This window comes from Pseudomonas vancouverensis, assembly GCF_004348895.1.
GTDB lineage: Bacteria > Pseudomonadota > Gammaproteobacteria > Pseudomonadales > Pseudomonadaceae > Aquipseudomonas > Aquipseudomonas vancouverensis.
Genome location: NZ_RRZK01000019.1, coordinates 39421 through 61701, shown reverse-complemented (window position 1 = coordinate 61701; position 22281 = coordinate 39421). Strand labels below are relative to the sequence as shown.

19 protein-coding genes are annotated in these 22281 nt (G+C 61.0%); 14 read left to right on the top strand and 5 right to left on the bottom strand.

Features of this window, described 5'->3' with window-relative positions; all coding sequences use genetic code 11:
- Nucleotides 1-1164: 1164 nt before the first annotated feature.
- The gene (gene gcbA / locus EIY72_RS14510) at nt 1165-2835 is read right to left on the bottom strand and encodes a diguanylate cyclase GcbA (RefSeq protein ID WP_093226964.1); all 1671 of its coding nucleotides are present in this window, start codon (nt 2833-2835) and stop codon (nt 1165-1167) included.
- A gap of 461 nt (nt 2836-3296) precedes the next feature.
- Here gcbA and EIY72_RS14505 point away from each other — a divergent pair, with 461 nt between their 5' ends.
- From EIY72_RS14505 to EIY72_RS14475, 7 genes are all read left to right on the top strand, one after another.
- Nucleotides 3297-4364, top strand: a complete 1068-nt coding sequence (locus EIY72_RS14505; RefSeq protein ID WP_093226961.1) for a DUF2333 family protein — start codon at nt 3297-3299, stop codon at nt 4362-4364.
- Between the two features lie 3 nt (nt 4365-4367).
- Nucleotides 4368-4925 (top strand): NUDIX hydrolase, encoded by a 558-nt coding sequence (locus tag EIY72_RS14500; RefSeq protein WP_093226959.1) that lies wholly within the window; start codon nt 4368-4370, stop codon nt 4923-4925.
- A 170-nt stretch (nt 4926-5095) separates the two neighbouring features.
- Nucleotides 5096-5467 carry a translation initiation factor Sui1 gene (locus EIY72_RS14495; protein WP_007991289.1) on the top strand — a complete coding sequence of 124 codons (372 nt, stop codon included), beginning with the start codon at nt 5096-5098 and terminating at the stop codon, nt 5465-5467.
- A 219-nt stretch (nt 5468-5686) separates the two neighbouring features.
- Complete coding sequence (speA, locus tag EIY72_RS14490) at nt 5687-7600, top strand: arginine decarboxylase (RefSeq protein ID WP_093226957.1); 1914 nt, start codon at nt 5687-5689, stop codon at nt 7598-7600.
- 232 nt (nt 7601-7832) lie between these two features.
- Nucleotides 7833-9140, top strand: coding sequence for a type VI secretion system Vgr family protein (locus EIY72_RS14485; protein WP_093226954.1), 1308 nt, complete (start codon nt 7833-7835; stop codon nt 9138-9140).
- Complete coding sequence (locus tag EIY72_RS14480) at nt 9137-9931, top strand: DUF4123 domain-containing protein (RefSeq protein WP_093226952.1); 795 nt, start codon at nt 9137-9139, stop codon at nt 9929-9931. The genes EIY72_RS14485 and EIY72_RS14480 overlap by 4 nt, the downstream gene beginning before the upstream one ends.
- A 37-nt stretch (nt 9932-9968) precedes the next feature.
- The gene (locus tag EIY72_RS14475; protein ID WP_093226949.1) at nt 9969-10823 is read left to right on the top strand and encodes an alpha/beta hydrolase; all 855 of its coding nucleotides are present in this window, start codon (nt 9969-9971) and stop codon (nt 10821-10823) included.
- Here EIY72_RS14475 and EIY72_RS14470 read toward each other — a convergent pair.
- Together EIY72_RS14470 and EIY72_RS14465 are read right to left on the bottom strand one after the other, a co-directional pair.
- Nucleotides 10817-12166 (bottom strand): MATE family efflux transporter, encoded by a 1350-nt coding sequence (locus tag EIY72_RS14470; RefSeq protein WP_093226946.1) that lies wholly within the window; start codon nt 12164-12166, stop codon nt 10817-10819. The genes EIY72_RS14475 and EIY72_RS14470 overlap by 7 nt on opposite strands.
- A gap of 54 nt (nt 12167-12220) precedes the next feature.
- Complete coding sequence (locus EIY72_RS14465; protein WP_093226942.1) at nt 12221-12514, bottom strand: hypothetical protein; 294 nt, start codon at nt 12512-12514, stop codon at nt 12221-12223.
- Between the two features lie 172 nt (nt 12515-12686).
- Between EIY72_RS14465 and EIY72_RS14460 the strand changes: the two genes are divergently transcribed.
- From EIY72_RS14460 to EIY72_RS14435, 5 genes are all read left to right on the top strand, one after another.
- A complete protein-coding gene (locus tag EIY72_RS14460; RefSeq protein ID WP_093226940.1) occupies nt 12687-12989 on the top strand; it encodes a MazG-like family protein in 303 nt (100 codons plus the stop codon).
- Nucleotides 12989-13738 carry a methyltransferase gene (locus EIY72_RS14455; protein WP_093226936.1) on the top strand — a complete coding sequence of 250 codons (750 nt, stop codon included), beginning with the start codon at nt 12989-12991 and terminating at the stop codon, nt 13736-13738. Before EIY72_RS14460 ends, EIY72_RS14455 begins: the two co-directional genes overlap by 1 nt.
- Nucleotides 13739-13750: 12 nt before the next feature.
- Nucleotides 13751-14353 carry a DUF4136 domain-containing protein gene (locus EIY72_RS14450; protein ID WP_093226933.1) on the top strand — a complete coding sequence of 201 codons (603 nt, stop codon included), beginning with the start codon at nt 13751-13753 and terminating at the stop codon, nt 14351-14353.
- Nucleotides 14354-14408: 55 nt separating this feature from the next.
- Entirely contained in the window at nt 14409-14966 is a 558-nt protein-coding gene (locus EIY72_RS14445; protein ID WP_093226931.1) for a DUF4136 domain-containing protein, read from the top strand.
- A 218-nt stretch (nt 14967-15184) separates the two neighbouring features.
- Nucleotides 15185-17155, top strand: coding sequence for a pilus assembly protein TadG-related protein (locus EIY72_RS14435; RefSeq protein WP_093226928.1), 1971 nt, complete (start codon nt 15185-15187; stop codon nt 17153-17155).
- Here EIY72_RS14435 and EIY72_RS30340 read toward each other — a convergent pair.
- Nucleotides 17152-18669 (bottom strand): PAS domain-containing sensor histidine kinase, encoded by a 1518-nt coding sequence (locus EIY72_RS30340; RefSeq protein WP_371315413.1) that lies wholly within the window; start codon nt 18667-18669, stop codon nt 17152-17154. The two genes, EIY72_RS14435 and EIY72_RS30340, sit on opposite strands and share 4 nt — an antisense overlap.
- A gap of 1220 nt (nt 18670-19889) precedes the next feature.
- Nucleotides 19890-20330: a TadE/TadG family type IV pilus assembly protein gene (locus tag EIY72_RS14425; protein WP_093226923.1), complete on the bottom strand. Its 441-nt coding sequence runs from the start codon at nt 20328-20330 to the stop codon at nt 19890-19892.
- Nucleotides 20331-20403: 73 nt separating this feature from the next.
- Here EIY72_RS14425 and EIY72_RS14420 point away from each other — a divergent pair, with 73 nt between their 5' ends.
- Both EIY72_RS14420 and EIY72_RS14415 read left to right on the top strand, forming a co-directional pair.
- A complete protein-coding gene (locus EIY72_RS14420; RefSeq protein ID WP_093226920.1) occupies nt 20404-20874 on the top strand; it encodes a prepilin peptidase in 471 nt (156 codons plus the stop codon).
- A 113-nt stretch (nt 20875-20987) separates the two neighbouring features.
- Entirely contained in the window at nt 20988-21770 is a 783-nt protein-coding gene (locus tag EIY72_RS14415; RefSeq protein ID WP_093226918.1) for a response regulator transcription factor, read from the top strand.
- Nucleotides 21771-22281 lie beyond the last annotated feature (511 nt).

Below are 22281 nucleotides of genomic sequence, written 5' to 3'. Positions count from 1 at the left end.
CCCACCAACGCCACCAGATACGCGCGCAAGCGGTTGAGCGAGGCTTCGATGTCGTGCAGTTCGCGGTTGGTTTTGCCCAGCTCGATGTCGCGACTGAAGTCACCTTCGGCCCAGGTCGACAGGGCCGGCGCCAGATTGGTCAGGGTGCGTGCCAGTTTGCGTTGCAGGGTGTCGATGAGCAGCGCAATCAGCAGGATCAGGCCGATCATCACGCCCTGCATCAACCGTACTTCGCCCTGGATCTGCCCATGCTGTGCGCGGACGACCGGCTCAAGTCCGGCAATGGCCTGCTGCACGTCGGCGATTTTCAGGTGGGTGGCGCTGCTGAGGTCGGCGCGCTTCTGGATCTGATCGCGGGTGCGCGCCAGTTCGGCCGGATAGCGGGTGAGCAAGCTGTTCAGTTCGCGCTTGAGACCGACACCGGCATCTTCGGCGACGGTTTTTTCCTGGTTTTCCAGGCCCATCATCGAGGCGAAATCATCGGTGTTCGATTCGCTGCTTGTGGTCACACCCAGCAAGGGCAGGGCGTCGATGATCTCGGCTTGGGCGCGGATGCTGGCGACTTCGCGTTCGACGTCGGCGGCCAGTTCGCTGCGGCCGCTGCTGACCAACTTGTCCCGGGCCAACGACAGCTTGCCCAGATGTTGCGAGGCTGCGAGCAACGGCGTCAGGTACGCCGCGTTGCCGCCGGCATACTGGCTGAGCTGGTCAAGGCTGGCGCCCAGTTCACGTTCGGCCTGCAACAGCAGCGCCTGCGGATCGCCGGCGAGCTTACCGGCGGCCAACAGGTCGGTTTTGCTGAATTCGTTGAGGTTTTTCAAACTCGGACGCAAGGTCTCGGCCAGCGCCGGTGGCAGTTCGTCGAGTTCCTTTTGCAGGCCGTCGATGGCCTGGCCCGCGCTGCTCAGGCGCAAGGCGTCGCCGCTGCCCAGGTAGTCCTCGACGCTGCGCGCCACTTCATTCTGAAAGGTCTGCGACAGGCCCAGATAGCGCTCCATCAGTTGATACGGGCGCTCAAGGGCTTTCTGTGACCACCACAGTGTCGCGCCGAGTGCCACGCACACGGCCACCAAAAGGAGGGTATTGAGATTGGTCAGCAGCTTCAGGCGCATTACGGACTACCAACGGCAGAAATGGTAAGTGCCTGAAGTTATTGCGTTTCTGTTACAGGGTTATGACCGTATCGGTCGAATCCGATGAAAAAGTGGCACTTTGCTTTGACGTGCGAGACGCCTGCACGCGGTTGCGTCCGCCATCCTTGGCGCGGTACAGCGCTTCATCGGCCTGGCTGGCCATGATCAGGCTGTCGGAGTCTTCACACATCTCGACCACCCCGGCGCTGAATGTGCACCACAGGTCCTGGGGTTGGGCCGGGTAATGGATCTCGGCAAAGCGTTGACGGATCTCGTCGAGTACGTTGTAGGCCGCTTCCATATCGGTATCCGGCATGACAATGGCGAACTCTTCGCCGCCGTAACGACCAATGAAGTCGGTCTTGCGCAGCCGCTGCTTGAGAAACAGGGCGAGGCTCTTGATCACACGATCGCCCATGGGGTGACCGTGACTGTCGTTGACTCGCTTGAAGTGGTCGATGTCGAGCATCGCAAAGCTCAGCGGCTTGTTTTCGCGGCGGGCGCGGAACGAGCAGTCTTCAAGCAGCTGCAGGATATGTGTGTGGTTGTACAACCCGGTGAGGCTGTCACGGACCATCCGCGCCTTGAGGTTGCGTGCCCGTGCCGCGCGGTTGCGCACCGTGGTGATCAGGTGTCGCGGCTTGATCGGTTTGGTCAGGAAGTCATCGCCGCCTTCGCTCATCGCGTCGAGTTGCTTGTCCAGGTCGTCTTCGGCCGACAGGTAAATGATCGGCACACTGACGTAACGGTCGTTGTGGCGGATGACCTTGGCCAGTTCGGTACCGGTGCAGGCCGGCATGTACATGTCGAGGATGATCAGGTCCGGCTGGAAATCCGCCAGCTCGGCCATGGCCTGGATCGGCTCGATCAGGGTCCGGGTGACGATCCCGGCGCTGTTGAGCAGGCGCTCGGTGTGCAGGGCCTGGGCGCGGGAGTCGTCGATGATCAGCACTTTATAAGGCTCGTACTGGGCGACGCAGGTCAGTACTTCGATTTTTTCCAGCAGGCTCGACGCTTCGAGGGTGCCGGTCAGAAATTCCTGACCACCGGCTCGCACGGCGGCCAGTCGGGTCGGGGTATCGGTTTCGTGCAGGCTGAAGAACAGCAACGGCAGACGATGGTCCAGGCCTTCCTGGGCTTCGGCGGCGAGCTTGAGGCCGACACCGGTGCCGCTGAAATCCACGTCCATCACGATGGCGGCGGGCAAGCGTTCGACCATGGATGAGCGAAAGGCGTCTACGCTGTTCAGGGACTGCGCCGTGAGCCCGAAAAACTCCAGCTGTTTGGCCAGGCGTTCGGCACGGTCGTGATCTTGCAGCATCACGTAGATCGGCTTGCGCAGTGGTGGCAGGAAGGTTTGATCGAGTTGATCGCCGTGACGCAGGCCGGTACGCGACAGGCGCTGCATCAAACGGTTGAGGTCAGTGATCAGGCCGCTGCTGAGGCGCCCGCGATTGGCGTCGACAGCTTCCAGCGACTGACCGATGTGGCGTGCCAGTTGCGTGTGTTCCGGTTGTTCGAAACGCTCGGCGAAGCGCAACAGGCGCAAATTGGCCTCGCTCAATTCCGACAGATCGGCGGTGGACCATTCGCTGCGTTGCAGGCGTTGCCATATCTCAAGAATCTGACGTGCCTGATGGATTACCCGCTGGGCAAAGTGGTGCTTGAGGCGCTCGCGGCTGGGATCTTCTGGCTCGGTCATATCCTGACTACTAGTTAGGGGGCACGCTGAGATCGACTGGTGGCTCTATGCTAGCACCACTTTCCGGTTACATGAGAGATGTACGTCAATAATCTGTGCACAGAAGTCATTCAGTTCGTGACTGATTGGTCACCTTCAGGTCCGTGGAGTCCTTGTTTACCGTGGCCTGAAGGGTGCTGGCCTTCACGAGGGAGCTGGATCTGCATTAATGAGAAGGTCTGCTTTTCGCGATCGAGATAGCATCGGATCAGTGCCGCTTGCGGCCACAACAGGGTAGGGGAATCCCCTAGAGCCTGATCCGGGCTGCAACAGGCGAGGCGTGCGTGCGCAAGGGCATTATTGTGCACTTACGGCAAGCCAGTAATTTCCCGCCACTGTGCAATGGCGGGTGCCGGGGCAAGGCACGTTGTTGTATGGTTGTGGTCGAATCAACGAACTCAAGTGATTGAAAGGATATCGCCATGCTGGACTGGAAGAACCGCACAGGCAGTGCGCCTGAACGTGCCGCTGAACCAAAGTCGGCCACCCGCAGCTACGTCGGCGGCCTGCTGTTCAGTCGAGCGCTGGCCACCCTGGTCGGCCTTTACCTGCTGGTGACCATTGCCCTGGGCTGGTACTGGAGTGAAGAGCCCGCGCTGTTCCCGGTTGCCCAGAACGCGCAGATGGCGGCCGAGAAAGAAGGCAAGCAGATGGTCGTCGGCTACACCACGGTGGAAACCCTCAAGACCGTCGCCGGCACATTGCTGAACAAGCCGGGCGGCTACATTTCCAACGACCGTTTTCCGCCAGGCCTGTGGATGGACAACATGCCGAGCTGGGAATACGGCGTGCTGGTGCAGGTACGCGACCTGACGCGCGCCATGCGCAAGGACTTCGCCCGATCGCAGTCGCAATCGGCTGAAGACGCCGACCTGGCCAAGGCCGAGCCGCGCTTCAACTTCGACAATAAGAGCTGGATCCTGCCGTCCAGCGAATCGGAGTACCAGGAAGGCATCAACTCCCTGAGCCGCTATCAGGCCCGACTGTCCGATCCAACGCAGAAAAATGCCTTGTTCTATGCGCGCGCCGACAACCTGAACAACTGGCTGGGGGATGTCGGTACTCGCCTGGGTTCGCTGTCGCAACGGCTGTCGGCCAGCGTCGGCCGGGTCAAGCTGAACACTTCGCTGAAAACCGAAGTGGTTGCGCCGGGCCAGGTGCCGCAGGTGGATGAAGAAGTGGTCGAAACCCCATGGCTGCAGATCGACAACGTGTTCTATGAAGCACGCGGCCAGGCCTGGGCTCTGTCCCATTTGCTGCGTGCCATCGAAGTCGACTTCGCCGACGTGCTGGCCAAGAAGAATGCCACGGTCAGCGTGCGACAGATCATTCGGGAGCTTGAGGCATCGCAGGAGACGGTCTGGAGCCCGATGATCCTCAACGGCAGCGGTTTCGGGATCCTGGCCAACCACTCGCTGGTCATGGCCAACTACATTTCCCGGGCCAACGCCGCAGTGATCGACTTGCGTCAACTGCTCAACCAGGGCTGAGCCATGCACGAGAACAGCCGAGAGGCCGCGCACCGCGCAGCTTCCGATGCCGAGCAGATTGCCTGGGTCGACGAACACGACAACCTGCTCGGCGCCCTGGTGCGTTCCGACCTGCGTGAACGCGGGCTGATCGGGCGCGGCACCTACATCATGTTGTTCAATTCCGCAGGCGAGTTGTGCGTGCATCGCCGCACCCTCAGCAAAGCCATCTATCCCGGTTACTGGGACGTGGCGGCGGGCGGTATGGTGCTGGCCAGTGAAACCTATGCCGAATCGGCAGCCCGGGAACTGGAGGAAGAGTTGGGGGTGAGCGGTGTTGAGCTGACCGCCCATGATCACTTTTTCTTCGAAGACACCGGCAATCGCCTGTGGTGCTCGGCGTTCTCGGCGGTGTGGGATGGCCCGTTGATCCTGCAACCGGAAGAGGTGCTCGAAGCGCACTTCATCCCGATCGAGCAGGTGATGCTGGAAATCGAGCAGAAGCCTTACTGCCCGGACTCTTTGGCCGCCTTGAAACGCTATCTGCGCTCACGACAAACCGACGTCGCAAAACCGCTATAAATTGGCGCCGATTGGCTCTTAGCAATCGGCGTTTTTGCCGTTACACTGCGCGACCTTTTCAAGCTGAACCGGTATTGCCCGGTTCAGTAGCGCTGCCCCTGCCTGAGTGGGGCTTCGCGGTCGATAGCCCAGCGCTGCGACCAGTCTTTGTCCTCCAAAGAGGATTGCCGGTGGCCAAAAAAGCCGCATCCTTCGCCGCCCTCGGTGGCCTGGTATTTTCCACCGACGCAGGTCGTCATTGCCCGGAATGCAGTAAACCGGTGGACGCCTGCATCTGCAAACAGACCGTTATCCCCGCCGGCGATGGCATTGCTCGCGTGCGTCGCGAAAGCAAAGGCCGTGGCGGCAAGACGGTGACCACCATCACTGGCGTGCCACTGGCAGAAGATGCGCTCAAGGAACTGGCCACGACGTTGAAAAAACGCTGTGGCACCGGTGGAGCGCTGAAAGACGGTGTCATTGAAATCCAGGGCGATCATGTCGAGCTACTCTTGGCTGAACTGATCAAGCTCGGTTTCAAGGCAAAGAAGTCCGGCGGCTAGCAGCCTCTGTGAAAACCACCTTCGACCTGGTCCGGTCCTGATTGCATTCAGGCCCGGCGTCGACTACATGGTTTTCACAGAGCCTGTTCATGACCGGTTTCTAAACTCGTTGCGGTCTGCGGGGTCTACCACCTCGTTGACGAACCGTCATTTTCATTCTTTAGACTGCGCCGGCCTGAACCCAGGCGACGCACTATGACTTCTTTATAGGGGACTTCGATGTCCGTACGACGCACACGCAAAGACGATGGCAGCCAATGGACAGTTGCGGACAGCCGCAGTGTTTACGGGATTCGCCATTGGGGGGCCGGGTATTTCGCGATCAATGACGCCGGTCGCGTCGAGGTTCGTCCGAACGGTCCGAGCAGCTCGCCTATCGACCTGTTCGAGCAAGTCGACCAACTGCGCAAAAGCGGTTTGTCCTTGCCGTTGCTGGTACGTTTCCCGGACATTCTGCAAGACCGCGTGCGTCAGCTGACCGGTGCATTCGACGCCAACATCGCGCGTCTGGAATATCAGAGCAAATACACCGCCCTGTACCCGATCAAGGTCAACCAGCAGGAAGCGGTGATCGAGAACATCATTGCCACCCAGAACGTCTCCATCGGCCTGGAAGCCGGTTCCAAGCCTGAGCTGCTGGCTGTGCTGGCACTGGCGCCGAAGGGCGGCACCATCGTCTGCAACGGCTACAAGGACCGCGAGTTCATCCGCCTGGCATTGATGGGCCAGAAACTCGGCCACAACGTGTTCATCGTGATCGAGAAAGAATCCGAAGTCGGCCTGGTGATCGAAGAAGCGGCCTCGCTGAAGGTCAAGCCACAGGTTGGTCTGCGTGTGCGCCTGTCGTCCCTGGCTTCGTCGAAGTGGGCGGACACCGGTGGCGAGAAGTCCAAGTTCGGTCTGTCGGCGGCGCAACTGCTGTCGGTGGTCGAGCGCTTCCGTGCCGCCGGTCTGGATCAGGGCATCCGCTTGCTGCACTTCCATATGGGTTCGCAGATCGCCAACCTGGCGGACTACCAGCACGGCTTCAAGGAAGCGATCCGCTATTACGGCGAGTTGCGCAACCTCGGCCTGCCGGTGGATCACATCGACGTCGGCGGCGGCCTGGGCGTGGACTACGACGGCACGCACTCGCGTAACGCCAGTTCGATCAACTACGACATGGACGATTACGCCGGTGTCGTGGTCGGGATGCTCAAGGAGTTCTGCGACGCGCAGAGCCTGCCGCACCCGAACATCTTCTCCGAAAGCGGCCGCTCCCTGACCGCGCACCACGCCATGCTGGTGGTGCAGGTGACCGACGTCGAGAAGCACAACGACGACGTGCCGCAGATCGAGAACAAGGAAGCGCTGCCGGAAACCGTGCAGTGGCTGGTGGACCTGTTGGGCCCGACCGATATCGAGATGGTCACCGAAACCTACTGGCGCGCCACGCACTACATGAGCGACGTCGCTGCCCAGTACGCCGACGGCAAGCTGACCCTGGCCGAGAAGGCCCTGGCCGAACAGTGCTACTTCGCCGTGTGCCGTCGCTTGCATAATTCATTGAAGGCGCGCCAGCGTTCCCACCGTCAGGTGCTGGACGAACTCAACGACAAGCTCGCCGACAAGTACATCTGCAACTTCTCGGTGTTCCAGAGCCTGCCGGACACCTGGGCGATCGACCAGGTACTGCCGATCATCCCGCTGCATCGTCTCGACGAAGAGCCGCTGCGTCGTGCGGTGCTGCAAGACCTGACCTGCGACTCCGACGGCAAGATCAACCAGTACGTCGACGAGCAGAGCATCGAAACCAGCCTGCCGGTGCACGCGTTGAACGAGGGCGAGGACTACCTGTTGGGTGTGTTCCTGGTCGGTGCCTATCAGGAAATTCTCGGCGACATGCACAACCTGTTCGGTGACACCGATTCGGTGAACATCTACCAGAACGCCGACGGTAGCGTGTACCACGCCGGTATCGAGACCCACGACACCATCGAAGACATGCTGCGTTACGTGCACTTGTCGCCGGAAGAACTGATGACCCACTACCGCGACAAGTGCGCCAGTGCTCGCATCAGCGCCACCGAGCGTACCCAGTTCCTCGATGCGTTGCGCCTGGGCCTGACCCGCTCGTCTTACCTGTCTTCCTGAGGTCTGCACCACGCTCAACGGGTTGTCTGAAAATTTCCCTTTCGATAGGGAAATTTCAGATGGCCCGGTGCGGCGATTCTCTTATTCCCCGTGAATGGTCCTACGTTCTTAGCGATCCAAGCTATTTGGTCTTCTTTTCACGTAGGCCATTTCCTAAGTTGTACTTCTGCACTCTACTCGGCCATGCGCCTCGGCGAGAATCCCCGCCCGCCCCTCCTGTAGAGACACGCCGATGTTCGATTCCTTCAGCGGACCTTCATTTCGTCTGGATGTAGCCGGCCTGCCCGATGGCGTTGAGGTCCTGGCCTTTACCGGTAGAGAAGCCATCAGCGAACCCTTCGAGTTTGACCTCGAACTGTTGATCGACGATCCGGCACTGGACCTTGCGAGCCTGTTGTACCGCTCGGCTACCTTGTATTTCGGGCCGGCAGGCAACAGCGTTCATGGGCTATTGCATGAAATCGTCCAGACCGATCATGCTCCGGGTAGCCGGCTCTGCCAGGTGCGTCTGGGGCCGAAACTGGCTTGCCTTGCCCAGCGCAGCAGCCAGCGCCTCTTCAGCCATTGCTCAGTGGCACAGATTCTCGACCAGGTACTCAATGAGCACGGTATTTCCGGGGGGGATCGACGCTTCGAACTCAGCCTCGAGCACCCATACCGGGATTTCTGTACGCAGTACCGTGAGTCGGATTTGCAGTTTCTCCAGCGTCTTTGTGCCCAGGAGCGGCTGCATTACCACTTCGAACAAGACACTCGCGGGCATTGCCTGGTGTTCAGCGATGATCAACGGCATTTGCAAACGAGCGAGCCTGTGCAATACCGGGTCGAGGGTGAGCCTGCGGCGGTGCGTCAGCTCGAGATTCAACGTTGCAGCGAGATGGCGGCGCCATCTGCGCGAGGCCGCACGGATCTGGCGACCCTGCGCAGCGCCCGACTGATGCCGCTCTCCGGTCACCCAGTGAGCGAGTGCAATCAACTCTGGCTGCTCACCCATGTCGAGCACTACGCCAGCCAGGACCCACAAAGGCCCTACTACAACAGGTTCCGTGCCCTTTGCCGGACGGCAACCTACGAGTCGCCTCCGTGCGTAAAACCACAGATGAACAGCCTGCAACGAGCCTGGGTGGTTGAAGTCGATGAATCTTGCCCGGACCCTCGCAAGCCTGTCCCCGTTCAATTTGACTGGCTCTATCAGGGAGAAGGCGCGAGCCCGAGTCATTGTTGGCTGCCCTTGGCGCCGCAATGGCAAACGGCAAATGCTCACGCATTGTGCGAAGGCACTGAGCTGGTGGTGAGCTTTGTTGATGGCGACCCCGATCAGCCGCAGATAAGCGGGTTGCTGCATAAGCCAGCTGTGGTCGAAGCGCTGGCGGCGCAATCGGTCTCCAGCCCTCAGGATGGTGTGCAGCAATGGTTGTGCTCGCAAGAGCCCTTGATGTTGCTGTGCCTGCTGCCCGGTGGTGGCAGCTTCAACCACTGTGCCCACGCGATTTGCGCCTGTCGAATCGCTACCCGGCCTGGCCAGAGCGGGGGCGCATGATCGCTATGCGCGCGTCTGACGCGCTCCCGCAGTGGCTTTTGCTGGATGTTCCTGGCGAGCCGCAGGCAAAGGTGACACTGCAACAGACCTTTGCCCAGGCTCAGGTGCATGGGTTGTTCGGCGGTACGGAATGGCAATCACTGCACGAGCATGGGCCGCTATTGGTCGATCTGCGCAGTTGCCCGGCGCTGGCGGATTTGTGTCATGTCGACGGGCAGCGCTGGCGTGGTCTGCTGGTGTACAGCGAGGTGTCGGCAAACACCTTGCTGGTGCATTTGCGGCGCATGTTGACAGCCACCTTCGACCTGCATCGCGTCCTGTTGAGTTACTACAATCCGAACACCGCCAGCTATTTTTTCGATGCCTGCGATACCCGGGAACTGAGCCGCTGGTTGGGGCCGATTCGCCAGTTGCACTGGTTTGGCGGTACCTGGGCAGACCGGGCAATGGGCTGCGAGGGCTGGCAACGGCTGTGCAATCCAGGGTTGGCGGTTGAGCCTCTGCAAGTAGAAGAAACCCTCAGTGCCTGGCAACAGGAAAGGCTGCAAACCTGTCTGCTCGAACATCACGCTTGGCAATGGCAGCAATCCATCGGTACCGATTACAGCCGTATCTGGGCTTGCCAGCAGGAAGGGTTGGCATTGGGATTTTGTGAACGCGCGGTGCTTGATGGCTGGATATGGCTACGCTTGCAGTATCCCGATGCCGAGCCCGTGCAGCCACTGTCGGGGCTGACTCAACAGGAGCGCCTCGATAGCCTGCGTTTACTGTGGCAGAAAAACCCACGCTGACCACGAGGTGGCATCAATGGCGAGGCAAGTTTGGCGGATGCTGGTATGGGTATTGGGTGCTGCGCTGTTGTCCGCGATGACGGCCTGTTCGCCACTGAAGATGCTCAATGCGCTAACCCCCGGCGGTACCTTCGATGAGACCGAGGGAATCGCCTACGGTACGGATCCCCGGCAGAAACTGGACCTGTACGTACCTCGCCATCCTCGGGCGAATAACCCGGTGGTGGTGTTTTTCTACGGCGGCAGTTGGAACAGCGGTTCGCGCAGTGACTACAGCTTTGTCGGCGAGGCGCTGGCTTCCCGTGGAATCGTGGCGGTAGTGGCGGACTATCGCTTGTATCCGCAGGTGCGTTATCCGCAGTTTCTCGAAGATTGCGCCAAGGCTGTCGGCTGGACCCGCGAGCATATCCGCCAGTACTCCGGGGACCCGCAACAGCTGTACCTCATGGGGCACAGCTCCGGCGCCTACAACGCGGCGATGCTGGCGCTGGACCCTGGCCTGCTGGCGGCGGTTGGTATGTCACCCCACGACCTGCGCGGCTGGATCGGCCTGGCCGGGCCTTATGATTTTCTGCCGATCGAGAATCCCGACGTTCGCCCGGTGTTTTTCTGGCCGGACTCGCCGCCGCGCTCGCAGCCGATCAATCACGTCAGCCAAGGTGCGCCACCGGCGTTGTTGATGGCGTCCCGTGACGATGACCTGGTCAATCCGACACGCAACACTGGCGGGTTGGCCCTCAAGTTACGCGAGGCGGGAGTGCCGGTGCAGGACCTTTATTTTTCCCGCACCAGCCATGCCACGCTGGTCGCTTCATTGTCGCGGCCGTTACGCGGGTTGGCCCCGGTGCTGGATGAAGTCTCGGCGTTCATCAAGACCAATCCGGTTCAGTGAGAGGCGCCGGCGAACCAGCCATCGTTGCGCCGCAACCGCCAGGCGATGGCACCGAGAGTCAGGCTGCGCAGCAACATGAACAGCAGGAAGGTTATCCACAGTCCGTGATTGCCTGAACCTTGCAACGCCCAGCCAAAGGGCAAGGTCAGGGCCACTGTCAGCAGCATGCCGTTGCGCATTTCCCGGGCGCGGGTGGCGCCGATGAACAGGCCGTCGAGCAGGTAGCTCCAGACCGCAATCAGCGGCAACACGGCGAGGTAGGGCAGGTAGATGAACGCCGTGTCTCGCACGCTTTGAATGTCGGTCTGCATCTCGATGAACAGGTGCCCGGCGAACAGGAACAACGCGGCAAAACCGAGGCTGGCGAGCAATGACCAGCCACCCGCCACCACCAGTGAACGGCGCAGGGCGTCACGATCGCGGGCGCCGAGGGCATGCCCGCAGAGTGCTTCCACGGCGTGGGCCAACCCGTCGAGGGCATGGGCCGTCAGCAGCAATCCGTTGAGCAGCAGCGCGTTGGCGGCGACGGTGGCGTCACCCAGGCGAGCGCCTTGCACGGTGATCAGGAAAAACACCGATTGCAGCGCCAGGCTGCGGATGAAGATGTCGCGGTTGACCGCCAGCAGTGGGCGCCAGCTTTGCCACACCCGCAAGGCAGCCCAGGCGATATGCCCGGGGTAAGCGCGCAGCGCTGTGCGGGTCATCCACAGGCCGAGCAACGCGCCGGTCCATTCGGCAATGACTGAAGCCCGTGCCGCGCCGACCACGCCCCATTCCAGGCCGAGGACGAACCAAAGGTTCAAGGCGATGTTGACCAGGTTGGTGGTCAGCAGGATCGCCAAAGGCGCGCGGGCATTTTGTGTACCGAGGAACCAGCCGACCAGTGCGTAGCTGGCGAGCGCCGCTGGCAAGCCGAACAGCCGGGTGTGGAAAAACTCACGGGTCAGTTGATTCAGTTCCGCCGAAGGCTGCATGAAGTGCAGCGCGACCCCGCTCAACGGCACGCCCACGGCACCGAGGACGATGGCCAGGCCCATCGCCAATAGCAGGCCCTGCAACAGAATCTGCCGCAATGCTGCCCCATCGCCGCGCCCGGCCGCCTGGGCAGCAAAACCGGTTGAGCCCATGCGCAGGAAACCCATGGCCCAGGCCAGGAAGGTGTACAGGCTTGCCCCGACGGCTACCGCGCCGAGTTGGTGGGCGTGGGGCAGATGGCCAATGACGGTGCTGTCGACCAGCGCCACCAACGGGACGGAAATGTTCGAGAGGATCATCGGCGCGGCCAGCGCCCAGACCCGGCGATGGGTAGGGCGGTCGCGCCAATCGGCGATCAGGTTGGACATGCGGGCTCCTTGAGGAGCGGGGATTGTAGCGGTAGAGCGGCGCTCAACTCACTATCAATGAATGATCCAGCTCAGCAACCAGAGCCCGAGCATCAGCCAGATGATGCCCATGATGAACGAAGCGTTGAGAAACGCCCGTATCGCTGACCACAGCAGTATCAAGCCGAAGATCAGGATCGCGATGCTGACGATCGAGGTATCCATGCCCAGCGCGCCGGCCAAACCGTCGACAAAGTTGGCGCTGGCGCGGCTCAGCCAGTTGAACAGGCCGCTGAGGCCATCGACGATGAAACGGATGATCGACCCCAGAACCTGGCCGAGCCATTCGGAAAAACCTTCTACCTGCATGGATGAGTGTCCTGATTGAAGAGCGTTGAGCCTTGGGCCGTCGATCGTGCTGCCGAGTTCCCACAAGCATAGAGGGTTGCGCCGCACCTACAAAAAACAAACGGCTACCCCGGTGTTGTCACTTGCCATTGCCGGTTATCCCCCCGAAGCTATACGCCTTCAGGAGAGCCCGATGAACCTTGTTGAACTGACCGAACGCCTGCACGCCATCCGTGACCGCAATGACTGGCGGCAATTTCACAGCCCGAAGAACCTGGCCATGGCCGCCAGCGTGGAAATGTCCGAGCTGGTGGAGATTTTCCAGTGGCTGAGCGAAGACCAGTCGCGCCAGTTGCCGGCCGACAAACTCGCCCACGCCGGGCAGGAAGTCGGTGACGTCGTGTTGTATCTGCTGTTGCTGTGCAGCGAGTTGGGCCTGGACATGAATGAAGTGGTGCGCAGCAAACTGGCGGACAGCGAGCGGAGGTTCAGCTGATGAGTGATCGTCATTTCGACCAGTTGGCGACGCGTTTCGCTGAAAAAATCTACGGCGGCGCCAAAGGCGCTATCCGTTTGGCGGTGTTGCAGGCCGACCTGGCCGAAGCCTTGCCCGATCGCCCCTTGCGTGTACTGGATATCGGTGCCGGCCTGGGTCACATGTCCCTGTGGCTGGCCGAACGCGGTCACCAGGTGACCCTCGCCGAACCCGCCGAACCGATGCTCGAAGGCGCCCGCCAGCGCTTTGCCGATGCCGGGCAGACCGCGACCTTCATCCAGGCGCCGTGGCAGGACTTGCTCGGTCAACTCACCGAACCCTACGACCTGGTGTTGTGCCATGCCGTGCTGGAGTGGCTCGCCGAACCTCACGCGATCCTGCCGGTGCTGCACCAACTGACCAAGGCCGATGGCTGGTTGTCCCTGGCCTTCTATAACCGTGACGCGCTGATTTACCGCAATTTGCTCAAGGGCCATTTCCGCAAGATGCGCAAGAACGACATGGCCGGCGAAAAACAGAGCCTGACCCCGCAGCAGCCCCTTGATCCACGGGAGCTGGCGGCGCAACTTGAAGGTCTGTGGCAGGTCGAAACACAGAGCGGCGTGAGGGTTTTTCACGACTACATGCCGGTGGAATTCCAGGCCCGCGCCGAACTGGTGGATTTACTCGAAATGGAACTGGCGCATCGCCGTCACCCAAGCTTTGCCGGGCTTGGGCGTTACCTGCACTGGATCTGTCGGCCGGTTTGAGCGGAGCAAGCAATGAAAAGTCGTTCAGCGTTATTGATGGTATGCCTGGGGTTGGCCGCCTGTCAGAGCAACAACCCTTATGTCGCCTCATCCAATCCGCTGCCCCCGGCGCCGCCGCAGGCCGCGACAACCTTCGACCGCAGCGCCTACCCGGCGCCCCCGCGTGATTACGCACGCTACCGCAGTTGGGCCTGGCTCAACGGGCAGATGCCACCCGGAACGGTCTGGGCCGATTCGGCGCAGGTGGCTGAAGTGGTCAGCAATGCCCTGGATCAGCGCGGTTTGCGCCCTCTGCACGATAATCGTCCGGCTGACGTGTTGATCAGCGCCGACCTGCACATGGAAACCCGCTTGCGCCAGGTTCAGGATGATTACGGTTACTACGGCGGCTATGGCCCCTATGGCCCGGGTTATGGCGGCTACGCGTCGGTGCCGGTGGTGCGCACTTACTCCGAGCAGGTGCTGGTGGTGCAGGTCAACATGTTCGATGCGCAAAGCGGTCAGCCGGTGTGGAGCGCCAGTGCCGAATCCTCTCCGGGCGGCAACGAGAGCAAGCGCAACGATGCAATCAGGGAGGCTGTGGAAAAGGCCATGTCGGCGTATCCTCCCAGTTAGCTTCTTGTAGATAAGAAGCATTACCAAGGTGCATGTCTTCAACCGGAGAACCATCATGTTTCGCCGTTTTGCTTTACTGGCAGTGCTCGCACTGCTCAGTGCCTGCGCCGCCAACCAGGTCAATCATGACTACGACGCCAGCCGCGATTTTGCCGCCTATCGCAGCTGGAGCTGGAAAGAGCCCGCGCTGCAATATCGCCCCGATGATCCGCGGATCAAGAGCGATCTGACCGAACAACGCATTCGCGAGTCCGTCGCCGATCAACTGGATCAACGTGGCCTGCGCCCGGCCGCCGCGGGCGCTCACGGTGACTTGAATGTGCAGACCTACCTGATTGTCGAGGAACGTCAGCAGCAGATCACCACCAACTATGGCGGTGGCTGGGGTAACCCGTGGAACGGTTACTGGGGTGCACCGATGTACAACGAAACGCGCAATGTCAGCTACAAGGTAGCGACCATCCAGATCGACTTGCTCGACGGCAAGGACGGCAAGCTGGTGTGGCGCGGCAGCGACGAACAGATCCTCAGCCGTACACCCAGCCCGTCGGACCGCAGCGACGCCATCCATGAAACCGTGACCCGGATCCTGGCCAACTACCCTCCTCACTGAGCCCTCCGATCTCCCCGTGGGAGCGAGCCTGCTCGCGATGACAGAGTGCCAGTCGCCCAATCAATAGACTGACACTCCGCAATCGCGAGCAAGCTCGCTCCCACAGGTTTTTTATGGGTCTGAAATGGCGAGTTGCCAGCAGCCTCGGCCACCCTTGTCTACACTGCTTGTCACCAATGGAGATAGCGCCGGGCAGTGCGCCGGCAAAGGAGTGCGCCATGTCTCCCCGCATGCAGTTTCGCGGCCCGGCCCGGCAACGGGGGGCGATCGGCCTGATGGCGGCGTTGACCCTGACCATGGCCCTGGGTTTCATGCTGGTGGTGGTCGACACCGGCCGGCTGTACCTGGAGAAGCGCAAGCTGCAACGCATGGCCGACGTGGCTGCGCTGGAAGCGGTGAGTCGCAACGGCGATTGCCTGGTGCCGACACTGACCGCCGCCGGTTACGCCTTGCAAAGCGCCAATCGAAACGGCTACAACGCCGCCGACAGCATGACCCTGGCCACGGACTGCGGCTCGTTGCAGACGGGGGCCAATAACCTTCGCACTTTCGTACTCGACCCCAGCAAAAAAGAAGCCATCCGTGTGGTCGTCAGCCACACGGTACCGACCAGTATCGCCGGGGCTGTCTATGCCTTGATGGGCCCCGGCCCGATTAACCTGACAACCAAAATCACCGGCACGGCGGTCAGCGCGCCTGCCGTTCTGCCGCCATTGGCCATGCTCACCATCGGCAGCACGGCACTGGTGGTCGACTCGAGCAAATCGGCTGCCCTGAACCTGCTGCTGGGGCAAATGCTGGGCGGCAACCTGAACCTGAGTGTTGCCGGTTGGCAAGGGCTGGTCGATACACAGATCAGCCTGCTCAGCTACCTGAACCAACTGGCTGTTGACGTGAATCTCAGTGCAGGCAACTACACGCAATTGTTGAATACCAACATCGGCCTGACCCAACTGCTGGACACCGCCATCACCGTGCTTCAGGCCGGCGGGCCGACCACCAGCGTGGCGATCAGCGGCTTGACCAGTCTCAAGGCGGCGGCGGGGGGCACTTCGCTGATGCTGGGGCAATTGCTGCAACTGCAAACCGGCACGGTGTCGTCGGCGCTCAACACCAACCTGCAAGTCTTCCAGCTGGTCCAGGCTTTCATTCAATTGGCTAACAGCCAGAACAGCGCCGTGGCCAACATTCCGTTGAACATCCCGGGGCTGGTCAATGGGGTGGTCAAGGTCAAGGTCATCGAACCGCCGCAGTTGTCGGCGGTGGGCAACCCGGCGCTGGTGACCGGCGCGCTCAATGACCCGAACCGGATCTATGTGCGCACTGCGCAGGTGCGTACGGTGCTTTCGCTGAATTTGCCGGTATTAAGCGGTATTACCGGTTTGACCAATGCCCTGACCAGCAACGCCTTGGTCGGCGGTTTGGCCGATACGCTGAATAACCTGCTGCACCTGAATCTGGCCGGTACGCTAGGTTCATTGCTGTGTACCCTGACCGGTTCCTGTTCGATCACCGACCTGAAGATATTGCCGACACCGAGCGTCGATATTCTTATTGAAGCCGCGGCAGCCGACAGCCACGTCACGGCTTACACCTGCGCCAGTGATGCGACGAAAACCCTGACCACTCAAACCAACACCGCACTGGTGAAACTCAAGGTCGGCAAGATCGACACCACCAATGCGTTTTCATCGGCCGCCGATGTTGTTGTCCAGCCCTTGGCATTGATTGATATCGGCAAGGTCAGTTGCGTGCTCTGGGTGTGTAATCAGAGCACCCGTGTGCCGTTCTACGGTGGAGGCCTGGGGTTGAAAGTCGACACCTCGGTGGCCAGCAGCCAAAGCAGCCATGTCTACAACCAGCCACCGGAAATCAAGCAGCCGCCGCTTTACTACAGCCTGGGCACGCAAAACATTGTCGACAGCCTGAGTACCACCCTGAGCGGCATTCAGGTGCAGGCTTATGCACCTACGGGTTCGAGTTTGCTGGGCAACCTGCTGGTCGTGGTGGCGGGTACGCTCGACGGTGTGCAGAGCACGCTGGGCACCGCCATTCAGACGATTCTCAGCCCTCTGTTGGACCCCATCCTCAACGGCCTGCTGGCCAATCTCGGCATCACCCTGAACAAGGTCGACGTCGGTGCCAACCTCAGTTGCAAGCCACCGGGACGTCCCGCGCTGGTGATTTAATCCGCCACCACCAGCGGCAACTCGATGCAGAAGCGCGCGCCTTCAGCGCCGTTTCTGACGCTGAGTTTGCCGCCCATGTTCTCGACGATGCCGTAGCTCACCGACAACCCCAGTCCGGTGCCGATGCCCACCGGTTTGGTGGTGAAGAAGGGTTCGAAAATCCGCTCCAGCAGACGCGGATCGATCCCGCCGCCGTTGTCTTCGACCCACAGCCGCACCGAGTGCGAATCGCGCTCGGCGTACAGCGCAATCCACGGATTGAACTGTGAATCCTTTTCCCGTTTGCCGAGCAGCGCATCCCGGGCATTGACCATCAGGTTGATCAACACCTGTTCCAGTTGATCGACGTGGCCACGCACTTGCACTTCAAAACCGGGCTCGCTGACGCGCAGGTCGACGCCCTTGCCACGCAGGCCTTCAGACAGCAGCGACAGCGTGCCTTCGATGGCCTGCGCCGGGTTGAACGGATGCTGCTCGATTTCAGAGCGCCGCCCGAACACGCGCATGTGATCGACCACGCGCGCGGCGCGTTGCACCTGGGCGTCGATGCGGGTGAGTTTGTCGGTCAGGTAGTCGACCTGTGCGTCGCCATTGCTCAGACGCTTGAGCACATTGACGATGGCCATGCGCATCACGTTCAACGGCTGATTGATTTCATGGGCGAGGCCCGTGGCCATTTCGCCGAGGGTGGCCATCTTCGCGCTTTGCGTGAGCTGCTGCTGGGAGCGGCGCACTTCGGTGTTGTCGCGGCCCACGGCCTGGATTTCCAGCAAGTGACCCTGCTCATCGAACACCCCACGATCCGACCACACCCACCACGCATGCTCGCGGCCGGGCAATTGCAGGTTGATTTCGGCGGTGCTGACGGGGAACTCCGGGCTCAGCTGAGTCAAGCGATGGCTGAAGGCTTCCCGTTGTTCGGCGGACATCCAGCTGCCCAGGTTCACCCCCGGCAGTTGTTCCGGCGTCATTTCCAGGTACGCCGCCAACGGCCGGTTGCCGAAGGTCAGGGTCAGGTCCGGGCGATAGCGGCAGATCATTGCAGGCGAGTCTTCCACCAGAATCCGGTAGCGCTCTTCACTCTGTTTGACCTGCTCGGCGGCAAGGGTCGCTTCGGTGACATCGAGCCACAGGCCCACGGCTTCCACCGGCATGCCGAGATCGTCGCGCAGTAGTTTGGCTTCATCGAGCAGCCAGTGATAATCGCCGCGACTGTCGCGTAACCGATAGCGAGCGCGAACGGCGCCTTCACGCAACAGTTGCCGGGTGCGTTCGAAGTAATGATCGCGATCGTCGGGGTGGACCCGGTCGACCAGCGTTCCGGGGGCGCAATCGGCGAGGCTCCAGCCCATCAGCGGCAACAGACTGTCACTGAAAAAGGTCGGCTGCAGCGCGCCCTCGACATAGCGCTGCACGTAGATCACCGCCGGTGAACTGGCGATCAGATTGTCCAGCCGCGCATGGGCGGCGGCCTCGCTCTGTTGCTGGTTCTTGATGTCGCTGATGTCGAGCATGAACCCCACCAGCCGACGGTTTTTCCCCAGCCCCAGGGCCTGGCCTTGCAGTCGATACCAGACCGGCGCAAGGGCAACATCGGCACGGTACAGACGCACGCACAGCATCAATGGCGCGCCCTCGTCCGCCAGATCCTGCAAACGCCGGCGCAGCTCTTCGCGGTCGGCGGGATGCACCTGTTCGAGCCAGTGTTGCAGCGGCAAGTGCGCCGTTCCCAGGTTCAGACTGGCCGCCAGCGACGGTGCCAACTGCACCTCGGCGCTGTCACTGAAGACTTCCCACCAGCCAGTGCCGAGCAGCGCTTGCAGCGACTCCAGGCGCTCCAGCTGCAACTGATGGCGATGCTCGCGCAGGCGCTCCAGCAAGGGGCCGGCGAGGGCGGCGGTGACTTGTAGCCAGTCGCGCTCGGTGATGTCCGCTGCGCGTTGCTTCACCGGATAGAAGCCGCACAGCAACCACGCCACTACCCCTTGCGCATCGTGGTAGGGCACGGCAAATCCCTCGGTGTTGCCGAAGGTGTCTTGCAGCCGTGGATGCTCGCGTGGGGTGAGTGTCTGCGGCGCGGAACCGCTCAAGCTGTCCAGTCCGGTGCCCAGACGCTGGCCGTTGTGCCAGAGCTGTGGCGCATCGATGGCCGCCGAGTGCTGTTGAATCTGCCAGCCCTGACCTTGCTCATCGAGCAGCGCCAGGGCAATGCACGGGATATGAAAACGCTGCGCCACGCTTTGCAACTGCTCAGCCAAGACTTCGGGCAGGCGTGACAGGCTGCACAGGCGCAATTGCTCGCCGATGTGCAGGGCGAGCATCTGACATTGTTCGCGGTTGCGCGACTGCCGACGCTCCAGCAACAGGTCGCCGATGTCGAGCAACTGCAGGAACCAGGCTTCGCCCTGGGGTTGCACCCAGCCACGCAGGTGCAGCGGCGGGCCATTGAGGTTGTAGAAGTCGAGGTCGAGGGCTTGCCCCTGCCATTGCGCTGGCGAGCCTTCGACGATCAAGCCGCTGTGGGGCAGCAGGAAATCGTGCAATTGCGGCGATTGTGCGCCGGGTACCTGCTGGGCCAGCAAGTGGCGCAACGGCCCGCTCAATTGCATCACGCGACCCTCGGCATCGAGCAGGATCTGCAAGCCGAAGCTCTGTACCCGCAAGGCTTCCGGCGGAACTACCGGAGCCGGTGGATGACGGTTGAGCAGACGTCCGAACAGCTTGTCGCCGGCACTCAAAATTGCAGGCTCGACACGGCGCTGAGGTTCGCCGGCAGATTAGGCACCTGGCCGATGCCCGGCAGGTTGAGGAATGGAATGACCGCACCAATTTTGCTGGACGGGTAACTGATCCTGACCGTCAGGACCCCGCCTGTGTAGTCGAAGCTGGCGTCAGTGTTCACATTGAAATTCAATGCTGCCGGAATCCACTGGGTTTGCGTGGTCAGTACGCTCTTGGCTCGAGCCAGCAACGCTGCCTGATAGCCAGGTGTGGTCGGGTCCAGTGCCATGCTGCTGCGCACGGCTTCGGCGGTCGACTGGTTGAAGGACTGCATCAACAGCAGCGGAACGCTGAAGCTGATGATGCCGTAGAACACACCAAAAAAAATGATGAACACCAGCGCGAATTCAATCGCTGCGGCGCCTTTTTGTTTGCGGGGGAGGCTGGCTTTCATGAGTGCGTCTACCCTGACCATCACTATGTAATGTCAGCATAGAACCATTGCGCCAAAACGGATTTTTTTCCCGATGCACAGTTTTGTCCTGCTGGTCTGGTTGGCGCTTTGCGCCGTACAGGATGCCCGTGAGCGGCATATCGCCAACAGCCTCACCCTCGGTGGCGCGGCATTCGCCCTGGCCTGGCTACTGTGGAGTGGCAGCACCTGGCTGGGCGCCGAAGCGCAGCAGGGCGGCTGGGCCTTGCTGCTGGCCCTGGGCTTCACCTTGCCCGGCTACAGCATGCGCCGGCTGGGCGGCGGCGACGTGAAACTGATGGCCGCGCTGGGTCTCGCGACGGACGGTATGCACGTACTCGGCATCTTTATTGGCGCCGGATTGACCAGTATTTTCTGGCTGCTGCTGGCGCCAAGAGTCTGGCTTTATATGAGTCAAGGACTTAGAACCCATCTTTTTTACATGGCCCCTGAACTGTCAAGAAAGCAGCCATTCGCACCCTTCGCACTGGTGGGGCTGCTGCTGACCCTGGTGTGGCTCCGCTAGTCGGGCGTCGAGTGTACAGAGTCGCAAAGTACGGCTACTTTTCAGACAGAGTTGGACAGCCGCTGGCTGTCAGTGAGGGACGGGTCAACCATTGACCTGACAGGGAGTTGCACGTGAGCAAGCTTACTTCGGCAGTGAAAGTTCTGGTGGTCGACGATGCACCGTTGATTGTTGAAGAACTTTGCGAATTTCTTGAAAGCAGCGGGTACCGCTGCGTCCCCTGTGAATCCAGCCGTCAGGCGATCGAGCGTTTCAACGAAGACCTCGATATCGGCCTGGTGCTGTGTGATTTGCACATGCCTGGCCTGGACGGCATCCAACTGGTGCAGGAGCTGCAACGTCTGTCGGGCAAGCACCGCGCGTTCGAGGCGATCATGCTGACCGGGTGTGCGGACAAGCAGGATGTGATCAAGGCCTTGCGCGCCGGGATCGCCGATTACTATCAGAAGCCGATTGATCTGGGTGAGTTGCTCGAGGGCTTGCGGCGTCAGGAAGTGGCGTTGCAGGAGAAGCACAAGAATCTGCAATTGGGTCATTTGAATCAGAAGCTGCAGTACTTGTCCGAGTCGATCGATGATCTGTATCAGGACCTGGACAAGGTACGGCGCGGGCCTCAGGCGCCGGAACCCGGCGACAGGGACGCCGGCGAGGCGGAAGTGGTGGAGATGCCGGCGATTTTCAATCAGCTGTCACCGCGGCAGGTGGATGTGGCGCGGCTGGTGGGCAAGGGGCAGACCAATTATCAGATTGCCTGTGAGTTGGGGATTACCGAGAACACGGTGAAGTTGTATGTGTCGCAGGTGTTGCGGTTGACGCATATGCACAATCGGACGCAGTTGGCGTTGGCGCTTTCGCCTAGTAGTTCGGGGTTGAGGCATCGGGTTACGGCGCACTGATTTTTTGGTTTGGTTTGTGTACATATCCGTTGGTGCGGTAACGGCTGCTTATGGTTTCGCCCTTACGGCGAGTCCCTTTTGTCAAACGACACAAAAGGAACCAAAAAGTCTTGCCCCAGCGTTCGGCCCCTCGCTGGGGCTCGGGGTCCCTTCGCTCCGGGATTCATCCGGGGGCATCGCCTACGGTTTGCTTCGCTGCACCTCCTCTCGATGTGTCCGACTACGTCGGACGGTCGCTACGCTCCCACCCCCGGATAAACCCCTCCACTCAGCCTGCCGAAGGGGCCGGTGGATCAAGATCAAAAGCTGCAGCCGAGCTAACGCTCATCCTGTTGAGTGGTGAGAGGCGCGCGGTGCGTGTGGCTAGTGTTTTTGCTCTTGCTCTTGCTCTTGCTCTTGCTCTGGCTCTGGGTATTGCTCTTGCTCTGGCTCTTCTGTGGGAGCGAGCTTGCTCGCGATGGACGTCAACGATAACGCGGGGCATCAGGCAGCCCGCGTCGTCCATTCGGCC

Coding starts and splice junctions, on each gene's coding strand:
- gcbA (WP_093226964.1), bottom strand. CDS start 2,835: ATGACCGAGCCAGAAGATCCCAGCCGCGAGCGCCTCAAGCACCACTTT.
- EIY72_RS14505 (WP_093226961.1), top strand. CDS start 3,297: ATGCTGGACTGGAAGAACCGCACAGGCAGTGCGCCTGAACGTGCCGCT.
- EIY72_RS14500 (WP_093226959.1), top strand. CDS start 4,368: ATGCACGAGAACAGCCGAGAGGCCGCGCACCGCGCAGCTTCCGATGCC.
- speA (WP_093226957.1), top strand. CDS start 5,687: ATGTCCGTACGACGCACACGCAAAGACGATGGCAGCCAATGGACAGTT.
- EIY72_RS14485 (WP_093226954.1), top strand. CDS start 7,833: ATGTTCGATTCCTTCAGCGGACCTTCATTTCGTCTGGATGTAGCCGGC.
- EIY72_RS14480 (WP_093226952.1), top strand. CDS start 9,137: ATGATCGCTATGCGCGCGTCTGACGCGCTCCCGCAGTGGCTTTTGCTG.
- EIY72_RS14475 (WP_093226949.1), top strand. CDS start 9,969: ATGCTGGTATGGGTATTGGGTGCTGCGCTGTTGTCCGCGATGACGGCC.
- EIY72_RS14470 (WP_093226946.1), bottom strand. CDS start 12,166: ATGTCCAACCTGATCGCCGATTGGCGCGACCGCCCTACCCATCGCCGG.
- EIY72_RS14465 (WP_093226942.1), bottom strand. CDS start 12,514: ATGCAGGTAGAAGGTTTTTCCGAATGGCTCGGCCAGGTTCTGGGGTCG.
- EIY72_RS14460 (WP_093226940.1), top strand. CDS start 12,687: ATGAACCTTGTTGAACTGACCGAACGCCTGCACGCCATCCGTGACCGC.
- EIY72_RS14455 (WP_093226936.1), top strand. CDS start 12,989: ATGAGTGATCGTCATTTCGACCAGTTGGCGACGCGTTTCGCTGAAAAA.
- EIY72_RS14450 (WP_093226933.1), top strand. CDS start 13,751: ATGAAAAGTCGTTCAGCGTTATTGATGGTATGCCTGGGGTTGGCCGCC.
- EIY72_RS14445 (WP_093226931.1), top strand. CDS start 14,409: ATGTTTCGCCGTTTTGCTTTACTGGCAGTGCTCGCACTGCTCAGTGCC.
- EIY72_RS14435 (WP_093226928.1), top strand. CDS start 15,185: ATGTCTCCCCGCATGCAGTTTCGCGGCCCGGCCCGGCAACGGGGGGCG.
- EIY72_RS30340 (WP_371315413.1), bottom strand. CDS start 18,669: ATGCTCGACATCAGCGACATCAAGAACCAGCAACAGAGCGAGGCCGCC.
- EIY72_RS14425 (WP_093226923.1), bottom strand. CDS start 20,330: ATGAAAGCCAGCCTCCCCCGCAAACAAAAAGGCGCCGCAGCGATTGAA.
- EIY72_RS14420 (WP_093226920.1), top strand. CDS start 20,404: ATGCACAGTTTTGTCCTGCTGGTCTGGTTGGCGCTTTGCGCCGTACAG.